18 protein-coding genes are annotated in these 15,835 nt (G+C 65.3%); 8 read left to right on the top strand and 10 right to left on the bottom strand.

Going from position 1 to position 15,835, the window contains the following annotated elements; translation table 11 throughout:
- Positions 1–37: 37 nt before the first annotated feature.
- The 3 genes from AB4Z10_RS17515 to AB4Z10_RS17505 form a co-directional block, all read right to left on the bottom strand.
- Positions 38–490 (bottom strand): SRPBCC family protein, encoded by a 453-nt coding sequence (locus tag AB4Z10_RS17515; RefSeq protein WP_441471663.1) that lies wholly within the window; start codon positions 488–490, stop codon positions 38–40.
- 135 nt (positions 491–625) lie between these two features.
- Positions 626–1,144 (bottom strand): flavin reductase family protein, encoded by a 519-nt coding sequence (locus AB4Z10_RS17510; protein WP_441471662.1) that lies wholly within the window; start codon positions 1,142–1,144, stop codon positions 626–628.
- Between the two features lie 141 nt (positions 1,145–1,285).
- Positions 1,286–1,975, bottom strand: a complete 690-nt coding sequence (locus AB4Z10_RS17505; protein WP_441471661.1) for a GntR family transcriptional regulator — start codon at positions 1,973–1,975, stop codon at positions 1,286–1,288.
- A gap of 178 nt (positions 1,976–2,153) precedes the next feature.
- Between AB4Z10_RS17505 and AB4Z10_RS17500 the strand changes: the two genes are divergently transcribed.
- The 8 genes from AB4Z10_RS17500 to AB4Z10_RS17465 all read left to right on the top strand — a co-directional run bounded on the left by AB4Z10_RS17500 (position 2,154) and on the right by AB4Z10_RS17465 (position 9,740).
- Positions 2,154–2,480: a cupin domain-containing protein gene (locus tag AB4Z10_RS17500; protein WP_441471660.1), complete on the top strand. Its 327-nt coding sequence runs from the start codon at positions 2,154–2,156 to the stop codon at positions 2,478–2,480.
- A complete protein-coding gene (locus AB4Z10_RS17495) occupies positions 2,477–3,709 on the top strand; it encodes an NAD(P)/FAD-dependent oxidoreductase (protein ID WP_441471659.1) in 1,233 nt (410 codons plus the stop codon). The genes AB4Z10_RS17500 and AB4Z10_RS17495 overlap by 4 nt, the downstream gene beginning before the upstream one ends.
- A 392-nt stretch (positions 3,710–4,101) precedes the next feature.
- A complete protein-coding gene (locus tag AB4Z10_RS17490) occupies positions 4,102–5,025 on the top strand; it encodes a branched-chain amino acid ABC transporter permease (protein ID WP_441471658.1) in 924 nt (307 codons plus the stop codon).
- 4 nt (positions 5,026–5,029) lie between these two features.
- The gene (gene livM / locus AB4Z10_RS17485) at positions 5,030–6,415 is read left to right on the top strand and encodes a high-affinity branched-chain amino acid ABC transporter permease LivM (RefSeq protein WP_441471657.1); all 1,386 of its coding nucleotides are present in this window, start codon (positions 5,030–5,032) and stop codon (positions 6,413–6,415) included.
- Complete coding sequence (locus tag AB4Z10_RS17480) at positions 6,415–7,269, top strand: ABC transporter ATP-binding protein (RefSeq protein WP_441471656.1); 855 nt, start codon at positions 6,415–6,417, stop codon at positions 7,267–7,269. The genes livM and AB4Z10_RS17480 overlap by 1 nt, the downstream gene beginning before the upstream one ends.
- Complete coding sequence (locus AB4Z10_RS17475) at positions 7,266–7,997, top strand: ABC transporter ATP-binding protein (protein WP_441471655.1); 732 nt, start codon at positions 7,266–7,268, stop codon at positions 7,995–7,997. The genes AB4Z10_RS17480 and AB4Z10_RS17475 overlap by 4 nt, the downstream gene beginning before the upstream one ends.
- Positions 7,998–8,121: 124 nt before the next feature.
- Positions 8,122–8,496, top strand: coding sequence for a DUF6867 family protein (locus AB4Z10_RS17470; protein WP_441471654.1), 375 nt, complete (start codon positions 8,122–8,124; stop codon positions 8,494–8,496).
- A gap of 128 nt (positions 8,497–8,624) precedes the next feature.
- Positions 8,625–9,740: a branched-chain amino acid ABC transporter substrate-binding protein gene (locus AB4Z10_RS17465; protein WP_441471653.1), complete on the top strand. Its 1,116-nt coding sequence runs from the start codon at positions 8,625–8,627 to the stop codon at positions 9,738–9,740.
- Between the two features lie 60 nt (positions 9,741–9,800).
- Here the strand turns inward: AB4Z10_RS17465 and AB4Z10_RS17460 are convergent, their stop codons facing one another.
- From AB4Z10_RS17460 to AB4Z10_RS17430, 7 genes are all read right to left on the bottom strand, one after another.
- Positions 9,801–10,265: a VOC family protein gene (locus AB4Z10_RS17460; RefSeq protein ID WP_441471652.1), complete on the bottom strand. Its 465-nt coding sequence runs from the start codon at positions 10,263–10,265 to the stop codon at positions 9,801–9,803.
- A gap of 240 nt (positions 10,266–10,505) precedes the next feature.
- The gene (locus tag AB4Z10_RS17455; protein ID WP_441471651.1) at positions 10,506–11,171 is read right to left on the bottom strand and encodes a class I SAM-dependent methyltransferase; all 666 of its coding nucleotides are present in this window, start codon (positions 11,169–11,171) and stop codon (positions 10,506–10,508) included.
- 61 nt (positions 11,172–11,232) lie between these two features.
- Positions 11,233–11,811: an RBBP9/YdeN family alpha/beta hydrolase gene (locus tag AB4Z10_RS17450; RefSeq protein WP_441471650.1), complete on the bottom strand. Its 579-nt coding sequence runs from the start codon at positions 11,809–11,811 to the stop codon at positions 11,233–11,235.
- Between the two features lie 43 nt (positions 11,812–11,854).
- Positions 11,855–13,159, bottom strand: coding sequence for an adenylosuccinate lyase (purB, locus tag AB4Z10_RS17445; protein WP_441471804.1), 1,305 nt, complete (start codon positions 13,157–13,159; stop codon positions 11,855–11,857).
- Between the two features lie 141 nt (positions 13,160–13,300).
- Entirely contained in the window at positions 13,301–13,984 is a 684-nt protein-coding gene (gene rpe / locus AB4Z10_RS17440) for a ribulose-phosphate 3-epimerase (RefSeq protein WP_441471649.1), read from the bottom strand.
- Positions 13,985–14,020: 36 nt separating this feature from the next.
- The gene (locus AB4Z10_RS17435) at positions 14,021–14,704 is read right to left on the bottom strand and encodes a glutathione S-transferase family protein (protein WP_441471648.1); all 684 of its coding nucleotides are present in this window, start codon (positions 14,702–14,704) and stop codon (positions 14,021–14,023) included.
- A 47-nt stretch (positions 14,705–14,751) separates the two neighbouring features.
- Entirely contained in the window at positions 14,752–15,729 is a 978-nt protein-coding gene (locus tag AB4Z10_RS17430; protein ID WP_441471647.1) for a hypothetical protein, read from the bottom strand.
- Between the last annotated feature and the right edge of the window lie 106 nt (positions 15,730–15,835).

The following is a 15,835-nucleotide window of genomic DNA, read 5'->3' as shown; positions in this document are numbered from 1 at the left end:
AGATCGCCACTTCGCGTCGGAAAGGACGCGCGGCGATCTAGCCTTCACTGACCGCCTTGGCAAAATTGGCGAAGAACTCGTCGGCGAGCTTCTTCGAGACCGAATCGATCAGCCGCGAGCCCAGCTGCATCAGCTTGCCGCCGACCTGGGCCTCGACCTCGTAGCGCAGCAGCGTCTGACCGCCTTCGGCATCGCTCAGATTGACCCGGGCCCCGCCCTTGGCGAAGCCGGCGATGCCGCCCTCGCCCTCGCCTGCGATGCGATAACCGTTCGGCGGGTCGAGGTCGTTGAGCTCGACCTTGCCCTTGAAGTTGGCCTTCACCGGCCCGAGCTTGACCTTCACCACGGCGGAGAAATGCGTTTCATCGTCCTTGTTGAGCTGCTCGCAGCCTGGAATGCAGGCCTTCAGCACGTCAGCATCGTTCAGCTTGGCCCAAACCACTTCCTTTGCGGCGGGCAGAGTCACCTCGCCGTTCATCGTCATCGCCATGGCGCATCTCCCGAGCTGTAGGCCGCGGCTCGGACGACTGCGGCCGGCGCGGTTCGAAGGCTGTCCAGTTCCTATCCATGGTCGCAAAGCGCTCGTCTGCACAAGGGGCGAGGCGGACAGGTGATTGATGGAAAGTCAGACGGAACCGAACAGCCGCTGACGATAGATCAGGCTCGCACCCTGCCCCGCCCCGCCGAGGCCCGCGACCTCGCCGATCAGGATGCGATGGCTGGCAATATCGTGCGCAGCGACCAGCCGGCAGTCGAAGGCGGAAATCGCGTCGAGCAGAACCGGCGCGCCGGTCGTAAGCGTGCCCCAGCGCGCCGTCATGAAGCGCGCATCGCCATCGATGCCGCGCCGGCTCGCGAAAATCTCCGCCAGCTCGGCGAGATGGGCCGGCAAGGTATTGATGCAGAAGGCGCCGCTTGCCTCGATCGCCGCCAGCGTGCGGCTCGCCCTTGCGAGGCAGGCCAGCACCGTCGGCGGCGAATCGGAAACAGAGGCGACCGCCGTCGCCGTCAGCCCCACGCGACCGCCAGGCCCCTCCGTCGTCACGACATGCACCGCACTGACGACCTGCGCCATGGCATCGCGGAACGCGGCAGCATCCGGGCGCTCCAGGGCGGGCGGCAGCGGGTGAACGGTTTTCGTCATGGACTAGGGCGCCGGCTCACTGTTCCGGATCAGAGGATACCTGACCATGTAGAGGTTCGGAGCCGCCAGCACCAGTCGCCGCCGGGCAAGCCACGGCCCGGGTCGTACCATCAGATATATCAGATGGAGACCGCGGTCATCTCAGCGGTCCAGCGTCGCCAGCAACCCTTTGCGAAGATGCGACATCAGCGCATCGCTCGCCGCCGTGGCGGCAAGCGAATCCGCGCCTGCGATGGCTTGGGCAAGGCTGCCATGGTGCAGGGCGGCGGGCACGAGGTCGTCCTGCCGCTCGAAATGATACCAGGCGCGCCGGATCAGCGCCTGCAGAGGCTCGACCGCGCGGGTCGCATAGGGGCTGCGCGCGGCCTGGGCCACCAGCCCGTCCAGTTCCTTGTCGAGCCGCATATAGCCCGCAACATCGCCATCCTCGGCGGTCCGGCGCATTGCCTTCGCGGCTTCGACAATCGCGATCCGCTCGACAGGCCCCGCCCGCTTCGCCGCCTCGCCGACCACGAGGCGTTCCAGCACCTCGCGCGCATCGAGAGCCGCAATGATATCGATCGCGCTGATGTCGGCGACAAGAATGCCCTTGCGCGACAGGATCTGGACAAGCCCGTGTTGCGCCAGCCGGATCAAGGCCTCGCGAACCGGCGTCCGCCCGAGCCCGACGAGGTCGATCAGCTGCGCTTCCGTCAGCACCGCGCCGGGGCGCAGAGAGAGCGTGACGATGGCCTCTTCCAGGCGCCGGTAGGCGACCTCGGCCAGGCTCCCGCCCGCTCCGGCGACGTCCGTGCCGTCACGGCCCGGATCGATGGCCTCCTTTTGCTTCATAGCTTCCCCGAGCGATGCCGCGGCACCTTGATCTCGCCTGGCAGCTTGATATATCAATCCAGATATATCAAGCTCGGCAGCGATCGCCGCGATTGGTTGGCAGCAGCCCGACAACCGGTCCGATGGATCGGAGCGCTGCACCGACCAATGATGCGGCGGACCGAGAAGGAGTTAGCGGATGGCCTTCGCCTGTTCGATTCCCGCCGTGCCGACCGTCCAGCAGGATGACGAGACGATCCGGATCACGCGCTGGGATTTCGAACCGGGCGCCGTGACGGGCTGGCATCAGCATGGCTGGCCCTATTTCGTGGTGATGCTCATCGCCGGCACGCTGCGTATCCATAATGGCAACGATGTCATCGATACGCCGCTGGATCAGGGGCAGGCCTATATGCGCGCGGCCGGCATCCGCCATGACGTGATGAACGGGTCCGACCACCCGATCGCATTCATCGAGATCGAGGTGAAGCAGCCTTCGGCTCTCCAGGAGCTCGCCCTGTCATGAAGGTCGCGGTTGTCGGCGCAGGGATCGTCGGCGTCGCGATCGCCCATGCGCTTATCGATGAGGGGCATGAGGTCCTGATCGTCGAACGCCAGGAGCCGGCCTTCGGCCCCTCGCGCGGCAATGCAGGCTGGATCGCCCATACCGATATCCTGCCGATCGCCAGCCCCAAGATCCTGGGGCAGGTGCCGAAGTTCCTGGCCGATCCGCTCGGCCCGCTCAGCATCCGTCCGGCCTATTTGCCGAAGCTCCTGCCCTGGTTGCTGCGTTTCGCGCTCGCCTCGCGCCCGCAAGCCTATGAGCGCTCCATCGTCGGAATCGCCGCCCTGCAGAAGCGCGCCCTGCCGGCCTGGCTCGCGCGCGCCGAGCGCACGAACCTGACGCGCCATATCCATCAGAAGGGCGGACTTTACGTTTTTGACGATGCCGGGGCGCTGGCCGCGGCGCACAAGGTCGCGGAGCGCCAGGCAGCCTTCGGCATCAAGGTCGAGATGATCGGGGCCGCCGAACTGCGTCAGCTCGAGCCCGCGCTAAAGCCCGCTTTCGTCGGCGCGGCCTTCCACCCCGACGCCGCCCATATCAGCGACCCTCACCAGCTGACCCTCGCCTTGTTCGAGGCCGCGTTGGAACGCGGCGCCGTCTTCGAAAAGGCCGACGTCAGCAATATCTCCCTCGGCGATCGCCCCGCCCTGATCGGCCCCGATGGCTGGCAACGCGTGGTAGACCGCGCGGTCGTCGCAGCCGGCGCCTGGGCCAGACCGCTGGCGGCAGCTTTGGGCGATGCCGTGCCGCTCGACACCGAACGCGGCTACAATGTCAGCTTTCCCGATGTGTCCGGGATCTTGTCGCGCCCGGTCGGCTTCGAGGGCCACGGCTTCGTCACGACACCTCTCGACTCGGGCCTGCGAATCGGCGGCGCGGTCGAGTTTGGCGGTCTCGATGCTCCGCCGAATCATGCCCGCACCCGCCGCCTCTACGACAAGGCCAACCGCCTGATCGACGGTCTGCCTGCCTTCGACAGCGGCAAGCTCTGGATGGGCTTCCGCCCTTCCCTGCCCGATTCGCTGCCGGTGATCGGCACGGCGCACCGCAATCCGCACGTGATCTATGCCTTCGGCCATGGCCATTACGGCATGACGCAATCCCACGCGACGGCCGATCTCGTTGCCGCACTCGTCGCCGGGCGCCAGCCGCCGATCGATCTTTCCCCCTTCAGCCCCGCGCGGTTCTGACATGGCGAACCCAGGAGCAATCATCCCCTTCGATGACTGCCCTGGAGCGGAAAAACCGCTGACCGCCCGTCAACCGCTATCCCGGGCGCACCTCCCTGAAGAGTTCCTGTTTCGAACCGCCGTTGTCGTTCGGAGCCGCTCGCCGAAGCCGTTCGGCACAGATGGCGCGCGCGCATGGCGCAATCATCATGCGCCGAAAGCGCGCTGCGGCGCAGAGTATTCTGCACAATTTCGAGGCGTTTCGTTCGTAATTGCTTTTGACAGAAATTTGACGCGGAGCGATTGTCGGTGGCGCAAGCCATTGGTAGCTCTGCATGGAAATCGCATCCCGCATGCGTCAGCGTCATGCTGATGACGAGAACGGGAGCTGGTTCGAGGGGTCGGCGTCGTCAATGGAAGTCTTTCTGCAGCAGCTCATCAACGGGCTGACACTGGGATCGATCTACGGTCTCATCGCCATCGGATACACGATGGTGTTCGGCATCATCGGCATGGTGAACTTCGCCCACGGCGATATCTTCATGCTCTCCGCCTTCATCGCCCTGATCTTCTTCATGCTGGTCACGGCGGTCCTCGGCACGAGCGCCGGCATGATCCTGCTGGCGCTCGTCATCGTCCTGGCGCTGGCGATGTTCTTCACCTCTCTCTGGAACTGGACGATCGAACGGGTCGCCTACCGGCCCTTGCGCGGCTCCTTCCGCCTCGCGCCGCTGATCTCCGCGATCGGCATGTCGATCTTCCTGGTGAACTTCGTGCAGGTCGTGCAGGGCCCGCGCAACAAGTCGATCCCGCCGATCCTGAACAAGTCGATCACGCTGATCGACAGCGCGGTCTACACGGTGCAGATCTCCTACAAGCAGATCGTCATCATCCTGACGACGGCGGCGCTGCTCGCGGCCTTCTGGTACATCGTCCAGAAGACGCCGCTCGGCCGCGCCCAGCGCGCCTGCGAGCAGGACCGCAAGATGGCCGCCCTCCTCGGCATCGACGTCGACCGCACCATCTCGATCACCTTCGTGATGGGTGCAGCCCTCGCCGCGGTGGCCGGCGTGATGTACCTCGTGCTCTACGGCGTGGTGAACTTCGCCGACGGCTTTACGCCGGGCGTCAAGGCCTTCACCGCGGCGGTGCTCGGCGGCATCGGCTCACTGCCCGGCGCGGTGATCGGCGGCCTGCTGATCGGCCTGATCGAGGTGATGTGGTCCGCCTACTTCACCATCGACTACAAGGACGTCGCCGCCTTCTGCATCCTGGCCCTCGTGCTGGTCTTCATGCCCTCGGGCATCCTCGGTCGCCCCGAAGTCGAGAAGGTCTGACGTCATGGCGAGCAAACCGACCACACCCACGGCCGCTCCCGGCCGCGACTTCAAGGCGGCCTTCAAGGAGGCCGGCTTCGCAGCCCTGGTCACGCTCGGCCTGTGCATTCCGGTCGTGGCCTGGGGCACGCGCCAGAACATGGACAACGTGCTGGTGCTCGATCCGCGCTGGGACGCCGTCGCCTGGGCCATCGGCATCGTCTTCGTCGGGCGCTTCCTGATCGCGCTGCGCCAGCAGGGGCGCGGCAAGGAGAAGGCGCGAGTGCGCCTGCTGCCGCACGGCACCATCGCCTTCTTCCAGCGCCATTCGCGGCTCTTCTCGCTCTTCGGCCTCGGCTTCCTCGTCAGCTTCCCCGCAATCGCGATCGGCCTCGCCGGCTGGGGCGGCGCGCTGAAGTGGATCGATAATTTCGGCGTCCAGATCCTGATCTACGTCATGCTCGGCTGGGGGCTGAACATCGTCGTCGGCCTCGCCGGCCTGCTCGATCTCGGCTACGTCGCCTTCTACGCGGTCGGCGCCTATTCCTATGCGCTGCTCGCCAAGAACTTCGGCCTCTCCTTCTGGATCCTGCTGCCGCTCGCCGGCATCCTCGCCGCCTTCTGGGGCATGCTGCTCGGCTTCCCCGTACTGCGCCTGCGCGGCGACTACCTCGCCATCGTGACGCTGGCCTTCGGCGAGATCATTCGCCTGGTGCTGGTCAACTGGACGGAGTTCTCCAACGGCTATGCCGGCATCTCCGGCATTCCGCGCCCGACCTTCTTCGGCATTCCCTTCACCGCAGCCGATAATGGCTTCGCGGCGACGTTCGGGCTCGAATTCTCGCCGCTCTACCGAACGATCTTCCTCTACTACCTCATCCTGTGCCTGGCTTTGCTGACGGCCTTCGTCACGCTGCGCCTGCGCCGGCTGCCGGTCGGCCGCGCCTGGGAGGCGCTGCGCGAGGACGAGATCGCCTGCCGCTCGCTCGGCATCAACACCACCAACACCAAGCTCACGGCCTTCTCGATGGGCGCGATGTTCGGCGGTTTCGCCGGGGCGTTCTTCTCCGCCCGCCAAGGCTTCATCAGTCCCGAATCCTTCGTCTTCATGGAATCGGCGGTCATCCTGGCCATCGTCGTCCTCGGCGGCATGGGCTCGCTCTGGGGCTGCGCCATCGCGGCGATCGCCATGATCGGCGGCACTGAATTGCTGCGCGAACTCGATTTCCTGAAGCAGATCTTCGGGCAGGATTTCGACCCGACGAAGTACCGCATGCTGATCTTCGGCTTCGCCATGGTTGTGATCATGATCTGGAAGCCGCGCGGCCTGATCTCGGTACGCGAGCCAACCGCCTTCCTGAAGGAAAAGAAGACGATCTCGGCCGATCTCGTTCAGGAGGGGCATGGCTGATGGCCTCGACCACCTCCCCCGGCCGTTCCCTGCTCGAAGTCGAGCAGCTCACCATGCGCTTCGGCGGCCTGACCGCCGTCAACGCCCTCTCCTTCGAGGCTCGCAAGGGCGAGATCACCGCGCTGATCGGCCCCAACGGCGCCGGCAAGACCACGGTGTTCAACTGCATCACCGGCTTCTACAAGCCGACGCAGGGCCTGATCGCGCTGAACCATGACGACGGTTCCAGCTTCCTGCTGGAGCGCATGCCGGACTTCCGCATCTCCTGGAAGGCCAAGGTCGCCCGCACCTTCCAGAACATCCGCCTCTTCGGCGGCATGACGGTGCTGGAGAACCTGCTCATCGCCCAGCACAACCCGCTGATGATCGCCTCTGGCTTCACCTTCCTCGGCCTGCTCGGGATCGGCGGCTACAAGGCCAGCGAGCGGGCGGCGATCGAGAAGGCCAAGTTCTGGCTCGACAAGATCAACCTCACCCATCGCGCCGACGATCCGGCCGCCGACCTGCCCTATGGCGATCAGCGCCGGCTCGAAATCGCGCGCGCCATGTGCACCGACCCGGTCCTGCTCTGCCTCGACGAGCCGGCTGCCGGCCTCAACCCGCGCGAAAGCCTAGACCTCAACGCCCTGCTGCTCTCGATCCGCAAGGATCTCGGCACGGCCCTGCTGCTGATCGAGCACGACATGTCGGTCGTCATGGAAATCTCGGACCATGTCGTGGTCCTCGACTACGGCACCAAGATCGCAGATGGCACGCCGGCCGAAGTGCAGGCCGACCCGAAGGTCATCGCCGCCTATCTCGGCGTCGACGACGAAGAGGTCGAAGTGGTGGAAGCGGAGGTCGGCATCTCGTGACTGTGGCCCAACCTCTCCTCGCCGTCCGCGGCGTCAAGACCTATTACGGCAAGATCATCGCACTGAAGGGCGTCGACATCGACGTCAATGCCGGCGAGATCGTCACCATGATCGGCGCCAACGGCGCCGGCAAATCCACCCTGATGATGACGATCTTCGGCAACCCGCAGGCGCGAGAAGGCTCGGTCACCTATGAGGGCCGGGACATCACCCGGATGCCGAGCCACCAGATCGCCCGTCTGGGCATAGCGCAGTCCCCCGAAGGACGACGAATCTTCCCGCGCATGACGGTGTTCGAAAACCTGCAGATGGGCGCCGCCGTCCGCAATTTCGAGCATTTCGACGAGGACCTCGAGAAGATCTGCGTGCTCTTCCCGCGCATCAAGGAGCGTCTGCAGCAGCGCGGCGGCACGCTCTCGGGCGGTGAACAGCAGATGGTCGCTATCGCCCGCGCACTGATGGCCCGGCCGAAGCTGCTGCTGCTCGACGAGCCCTCGCTCGGCCTCGCCCCCCTGATCGTGAAGCAGATCTTCGAGGCCATCCGCGAACTCAACAGGACGCAGGGCCTCACCGTCTTCTTGGTCGAGCAGAACGCCTTCCACGCGCTGAAGCTCGCCCATCGCGGCTACGTCATGGTCAACGGCGTCATCACGATGAGCGGCTCCGGCAAGGAACTGCTCGCCAATCCGCAGGTGCGCGCCGCCTATCTCGAAGGCGGCCGCCACTGATGCCTGGCGGCCGGGCTTGCGCCTGCCGCTGCAACTTTTTGATGAGAGACGGCTGCGCGCCCGCCATGCCATCGCTGTGGCGACGCTGGCCGCTTCCACCCTCGCGTGAAGCCGGGAGCACGAGATGCAGGGCATCATCTACGAAGAACCGACGGTCTGGCTCTTCCTGCTGGTCACCGTGATCATGGGTGGCTGGCTCGCCTGGATGTCCGGCCGCGCCATCGCCCTGACCTGGCGGCCGAACTGGCAGCTCGTCGTCTACATGCTGATCCTCGGCCTGTTCGTGCGCTTTATTCATTTCGCACTGTTCCAGGCCACGCTGCTGACGCTGCACTACTACATCGTCGACTGTGTCGTGCTGCTCGCCTTCGGCTTCGCCGGCTGGCGCTACAACCGCGCCAAGCAGATGACGCGGCAATATCACTGGCTCTTCGAGCGCGCCGGCCCCTTCGGCTGGAGGCCGCGCCCCGGGGTCCCGATCAGGCCTGAATTGCTCTGAAGAGCTCACGAGCTTGGTGCGTGACAGACCACCGAAAAAGCGCAAGACTGCTGCTTAGGGTGACGAAAACGCACCGAGACGGGTGGACCGTCCAACCCGTTGTCAATCATAGAGGGGAGTTGCATCACATGAAGAAACTGCTGTTGGGCGGCATTGCACTCGGGGCGGTCCTCGCCATGTCCGGCGTGGCCAATGCGCAGATCAAGCTCGGCGTCGGCGGCCCGATCACCGGCCCGAACGCTGCGTTTGGCGCGCAGCTCAAGAACGGCGCCGAGCAGGCGGTCGAGGACATCAACGCCGCTGGCGGCGTCCTCGGCCAGAAGATCACCATCTCGGTCGGCGACGACGTCTCCGATCCGAAGCAGGGCGTCTCGGTTGCCAACAAGTTCGTCGGCGACGGCGTGAAATGGGTTCTCGGCCACTTCAACTCCGGCGTCACCATGCCGGCCTCGGAAGTCTATGCCGAGAACGGCATCCTGATGATCTCGCCTTCGGCCACCAACCCGAAGATCACCGAGCGCGGCCTGTGGAACACCTTCCGCACCTGCGGCCGTGACGATCAGCAGGGCAGCGTCGCCGCCGCCTATCTGCTGAAGAACTTCAAGGACAAGAAGATCGCCGTCGTCCACGACAAGACGACCTATGGCCAGGGCCTCGCCGACGAGACCAAGAAGGGCCTCAACGCCGGCGGCGTGAAGGAAGTGCTCTACGAAGGCGTCAACGCCGGCGAGAAGGACTTCTCTGCGCTCGTCTCGAAGATCAAGGCCGCCGGTGCCGACTACCTTTACTGGGGTGGCCTGCACACCGAAGGCGGCCTGATCGTGCGTCAGATGCGCGACCAGGGCCTGAAGACCGTGCTTGTCTCGGGTGACGGCATCACCACCGACGAGTTCGCCACGATCGGCGGCCCCGGCGTCGAAGGCACCCTGATGACCTTCCCGCCGGACCCGCAGAAGCGCCCGGAGGCTGCTGCCGTCGTCCAGAAGTTCGCGGCCAAGAACTTCAAGCCGGAAGCCTACACGCTCTACAGCTACGCTGCCGTCCAGATCATGGCGGAAGGCGCCAAGCGCGCGAACTCAACCGATCCGAAGAAGATCGCCGACGTGCTGCATGGCGGCCAGCCGGTCAAGACCGTGATCGGCGACATCGGCTTCGACAAGAAGGGCGACATCACCCGTCCGGACTACACCGTCTACACCTGGAAGAAGGGTGCCGACGGCAAGATCACCTATATCGAGAACTGATCTCGGCGGCTGATCCGGCCCGACGTGAAGAACCCGTCCCGGACCTCCGGGGCGGGTTTTCTATTGAGGAGAGGAAGCCCAGGCGTCGGCCCGGACGATCTGCTCAAGTTCAAGAATGTTGCCTTCTGGATCGCGCGCATAGGCAATGAGAAATGGCTTCGCCGCCGTTCCAAAGTCTACGATTTCACCGACCCGCGTCCCGCCTGCTTCGATGATCTCCGACAGACCCGCGCTGATATCTCCCAACTGAAAGGAGATATGCCCGAAGCCAGGTTCATTCACCCTGGGCCGCTTCCGGTCATGCGTGACTTTGTGCTCATGTATCTCCAGGAATGGGGCGTCGCAATCGGGGAATTTCAGCCAGATCGAGTATATCTCTGAATTCGGAAGGCCGTTCCCTCGTGATACTTTCTCGCCCGACAACACCTTGGGTTCACGAAGGTGCTCGCATTTGAAGACATTCACATAGAAGGCCGCGAGCGCTTCTGCGTTACGGGCGACCAAGTTGATGTGAGCAAGTTTCATAATGTTGACGGCCTTCGTGATGGGCAGACCATAGCGACTGATGGAATTGCCGCTTGAGGGCTCTTCGGCAATAGAGTCTTGACCGGATTGGTATCCGCCAGCCAGCGCGGCGACGGCGACTGCCGCGCTGCCTCAGCGAAGGATCGATGCTCAAGTGACAATTGCCGGCATCATCCAAACTATGGAGGCAGGCGCTCGGTCTTCGCCTGGATGTTCGGCCCTGCGACGATGGCCGCTCGCCTAAGCGTAGGCGACCCAACCGCGGAACGCGAAGCCGGCATAGAAGAGGCTGACATCGCTGAACCCGGCATCGCGCAGTAGCCGCTCGTCCTCCTCGGGAGCGAGGATAGGCAGGCGCGCGGCGATCATCGACCGGGCCTTCTGCGCCTGCGATGCCTCGATGCCGGACGCCGTCGCAAAGGCGGCATAACGCGACAGCCAGAGATCGCGATCGCCTTGGGGGAAGCTGAAATGTGCGACGGCGAAGGGGGCGCCAGGTTTCAGGCGCCGCCGCACCTCTCCAAGCGTGCGCAGGCGCTCCTCCCTCTCGACGAAGTGCAAGGTCAGGATGCACGCCGCGGCATCGAATGGCCCCTCGGGCGCGATGTCGATGAGCCCATGATGCAAATCCGTGCGGGCGACGAGAGGGCCGAGGGTCAGCCGTGCGAGATCCAGCATCTCGGCGGACGGATCGACCCCGTCGAAGCGCCAGCCGGGCTGCGCCTCGGCAAATGCCTTGATTTCCAGGCCGCCACCAGCGCCGAGGACCAGCACCCGCGCATCATCCGGGGCCCGCTCCGCAAGCAGGAGCATGACCATGCGTTGCAGATCGGCAAAGCCGGGCACCAGACGCGGCGGCCCCTCGGCATAGCGGGCGACGGCCTGCGGATCGGAGAATGCATCCATGCTCGAACAGTCTCGCCAGCGAAATGCCTCTCGCGAGATGTCGCGAGGGCGGGCAGCGTGCCTACTGGCTCAACCTCTGAGGAACCGCAGTCAAGCTCTTGAGAAACCCGCCGAACCGCAGCAGGCCATCCGGCCAAGGACCATGCCCGGACTCGCTGTTGAGATGGCCGCTGTCCCCGGCATCGACGAACTCCGAACCCCAGGCTTTCGCCAGTTCCCGCGCCTCATCCTGCGTGCAGTAAGGGTCGGTCGCACTGGAGATCAGCACCGAGGGAAACGGCAGCCTCTCGCGGCGGTGCTCGATGAAGTCCGGCCCCATGCCGGGGATCGCGCGCTTGGCCGCCTCGGAAGCCGGGGCGACCAGGAACGCGCCGGCGACCTCGCCCGGATGCAGATGTTCCGCCGCATGGGCGACGGCGCTCACGCCGGCCGAATGGGCGACGAGCACGACCGGCCGCGTCGCGCTGCGCACCGCCTGCACGATGCGCCCGGCCCAGACATGGCGAGACGGCTTGTACCAGTCGTCCTGAACAACGCGGCGCGCCGTCTGGAGCCGGGACTCCCAACGGCTTTGCCAATGATCCGGGCCAGAGCCCGACCAGCCGGGGATGATGAGGATATCGACGTCGGAGGATTTCATCAGCCGTAGATAGCCCTGCCGTCGCCGAAGTCCAGACCGTCAGTTATTCCCCGAACACCCGGCGGAAGATCGTGTCGACATGCTTGAAGTGATAGCCCTCGTCGAACATCGCCTGCAGTTCGGAGGCCGAGAGCTTCTCCGCCACGTCCTTGTCGGCGAGCAGATTGGTCAGGAAGTCCTCGCCATGCTCCCAGGTGCGCATCGCGTTGCGCTGGACCATGGAATAGGCGTCCTCGCGGCTCGCGCCCGCCTGCGTCAGCGCCAGCAGCACGCGCTGGGAATTGTGCAAGCCCCCGAGGCGGTCGAGATTCCGGCGCATGTTCTGCGGATAGATCAGCAGCTTGTCGACGACGCCCGTCAGCCGCGCCAGCGCGAAATCGAGCGTCACCGTCGCATCCGGGCCGATCATGCGCTCGACCGAAGAGTGCGAGATATCCCGCTCATGCCAGAGCGCAACATTCTCCAGCGCAGGCGTGACCATGCCGCGCACGAGGCGGGCAAGGCCGGTCAGGTTCTCGGTGAGGACGGGGTTGCGCTTGTGCGGCATCGCCGAGGATCCCTTCTGGCCCGGCGAAAAATACTCCTCCGCCTCATAGACCTCGGTGCGCTGCAGATGGCGGATCTCGGTGGCCAGCCGCTCGATGCAGGAAGCGACGACGCCGAGCGTCGCGAAATACATCGCGTGCCGGTCACGCGGGATCACCTGGGTCGAGACCGGCTCGACGGTGAGCCCCATCTTTTCGGCCACATAGGCTTCGACCTGCGGGTTGATATTGGCGAAGGTGCCGACCGCGCCCGAGATGGCGCAGGTTGCGATCTCGGCCCGTGCAGCGATCAGACGAGCCTTGCATCGATCGAACTCGGCATAGGCCTGCGCGAGCTTGAGCCCGAAGGTCACAGGCTCGGCATGAATGCCGTGCGAGCGGCCGATCGTCGGGGTGAGCTTGTGCTCGAAGGCACGGCGCCTGATCGCGGCGAGCAGCGCGTCGACATCGGCAATCAGGATATCGGTGGCCCGCGCAAGCTGAACCGAGAGCGTGGTGTCGAGGATATCCGACGAGGTCATGCCCTGGTGGACGAAGCGCGCCTCCGGCCCGACGATCTCGGCCAGATGGGTGAGGAAGGCGATGACGTCGTGCTTGGTGACGCGCTCGATCTCGTCGATGCGCGCGACATCGAAGACGGCGTCCTTGGCCTTGGCCCAGATCGTCGCCGCGGCCTCCTTCGGCACCACGCCGAGCTCGGCGAGCTTGTCGGTGGCGTGCGCCTCGATCTCGAACCAGATGCGGAAGCGGGTCTGCGGCTCCCAGATGGCGACCATCTCGGGGCGGGAATAGCGCGGGATCATGCTCGTTTCAGCCTCTGCACCGCCGTCATGCTCGCCCTTGTGGCGAGCATCCACGACTTGAACACCACCCTCGATCTGCCAAGACGTGGATGGTCGGGACAAGCCCGACCATGACGGTCGGCGCCGAAAACGGCAATAATCTCAAACCCAGTCGCCGCGCGCGGCTTCTGCCGCCTTGCGGATCGCTTGGATATTCCCGGCATAGGCCGAAGGCCCGCCCTTGAACACGGCCGAGCCGGCGACCAGCGCGTTCGCGCCGGCCTTCACGACCAGCGGCGCGGTCTCCGGCGTCACGCCGCCGTCGATCTCCAGCGCAATCGGGCGGTCGCCGATCAGCGCCTTCACCTGCGCAACTTTCTCGACCACGGAGCGGATGAAGCTCTGCCCGCCGAAGCCGGGATTGACCGTCATCAGCAGGATGAGGTCGACATCCGCGATCAGTGCCTCGATTGCGCTCGCCGGTGTACCGGGATTGAGCACGATGCCGGCCTGCTTCCCTTGAGCCTTGATCGCCTGCAGCGTGCGGTGCGGGTGCGGTCCGGCTTCGACATGGAAGGAGATCAGATCGGCGCCGGCCTTGGCGAAGGCTTCGACATAGGGGTCGACGGGCGCGATCATCAGATGCACGTCGAAGAACTTCTTGGTGTGCGGGCGGATCGCCTTCAGCACATCGGGGCCGAAGGTGATGTTCGGCACGAAATGCCCGTCCATCACGTCGCAATGGATCCAGTCGGCACCGGCCGCATCGACCGCGTGCACCTCCTCGCCCAGCTTGGCGAAATCGGCCGAGAGGATGGAGGGGGCGATACGGATGGGGTGCGTCATGGCTGGCGGTTTAACGCCATGCCCCTGCCGCCGCAATCATGCCGAGCGCAGTTTCACCGGAAAGGACAGCCTTCTGTCGGCTTCCGCGATCTCCGCCGCCACCTTCGCGAAGGCCGGGCGCAGCTTCAACCGGACGAACCAACTGGCCAGCGCCTCGAAACCGTCGAGCGGCGGCCCGCCGAGCCGGCGGGAGAAGAGCACGCTCATGAACAGCGCGATATCGGCCAGCGAAAGCCGGCCGCCGAAGAACTCGCGCCCCGCCAGCTTCTGCTCCAGCACCTCGTAATGGCGCATCAGCGCCTCCTCGGCGATCAGGGCATCGGCCTCCTGCGCGATGCGCCGGTCGCGGTCGGGCGAAGGCGGGCTCGTCCGGTTCATCAGCGGCCTCAGCGCCTGCAGCATGATCTCGTCGGCATAGAGCTCGTCGAGCCGGCAGCGCGCTCGCTCGACCGGGCTGTCGGGCATCAGCTTCGGCTCGGGATAGGCCTCATCGAGATATTCGTTGATCACTGTGGAGTCGTAGAGCACGAGCCCGCAATCGCTGAGGACCGGCACCTGCTCTTTCGGGTTGAGCGCGACCACCTCGGGATGCTTGGGATCGTAGCCGGTCGTCTGGTTGAACGGCACCATGATACGCTGAAAGGCGAGGCCCTTTTCTTCCAGCGCGATCTCGACCTTGCGCGAGAACAGGCTCAGCGGCCCGGAATAGAGTGTGATCATGACGCGGTTCTCCTGCGGCGGTGAAAACCTCGCAGGACGGCGCGTCATCACCCGTCAGCAGCCTGACTGGACTCCTTGCGCCGGATTCGCGCCGCGATGCCGCCCAGCAGCCACGGCAAGAGGTAGATCGGGAACTGCGCCAGCGCGAAGAACAGGAAGGTCGTCGGCGAGACGCCGGCGCCCAGCGCCGCCACCAGCAACCCCATATTCCGCTGGCCCGTGCCGTAGCCGATCATGAAGCGCTCCGATGCGGGCAGCTTCCGCAACACGAGCCAGCTCGAGAGCAACCCCGCCGCAGAGACCGCGAAGACGCAGGCCAGGACGAACAGGACGAGCCGGGGATTGCCGAGCGCGGCCCGCGTCACACCATCCATCGCCGCGATGGCGAAGATGAAATACATCAGCACGCCGAAGCCATCGAGATTGGCCTTCATCGCCTTGATCCGCTTGGTGCCGAGCCACGCGCGCAGCGCGAAAGCGACCGCCATGCCGCCGCCGATGAAAATCAGCAGCCGCAGCATCAGCACCCCGCGGTCGAGCGGCACCGCCGCCCCCGCCAGCAGCTCGACCAGAAACGGCGCGATGAGGGGGCTCAGAATGGTGGTGACGATGACACTGGCGATGATCAGCGACGGCTCGAAGCCGTAGAGGATCGCCACCGCCGGCGAGGACATGATCGGCGGCGCCGACCCCATGATCGCGAGCCCGAGCACGATCCCCGGATCGAGGTTCTCGCGCCCGACGAGCAGCAGCGCCCCGCCGATCAGCAGCACCGGGCCGGTGATCAGCCACAGGCAGGAGGCCGCAAGCTTGGCCGGCCGGCGCAGCAGCCGGGCGGTGACTCCCAGATCGACCCGCATGAATACGACGGTCGTGAAGCAGAAGATGGTGATGGGCAGCACCGGCCGCGCCGCGGCGGAAAACTGCGGGAGCGCGAGACCGAGAAAAATGGACAGCGCGAAGCCTTGCGTGCCGTAGCGCCCGAGCCATGCGAGCGCGGCGGCGAGAAGGGCGACTGGACGCATCGGCATAGCTCTGGAATCGTTCGCGAAACGGCCCCACACTGGCCCATCGCGCCCGGGGCGTCACCTGCACGCCGAGCGGAGCGGTCCTGCGCCGGCATAAAGTTGC

Origin of the sequence: Allobosea sp. RAF48, from assembly GCF_052114025.1 — a bacterium.
In the GTDB taxonomy this organism is placed as follows: domain Bacteria; phylum Pseudomonadota; class Alphaproteobacteria; order Rhizobiales; family Beijerinckiaceae; genus Allobosea.
Note: the sequence above shows the minus strand (reverse complement) of the source record. Positions and strands in the feature narration are given on the sequence as shown.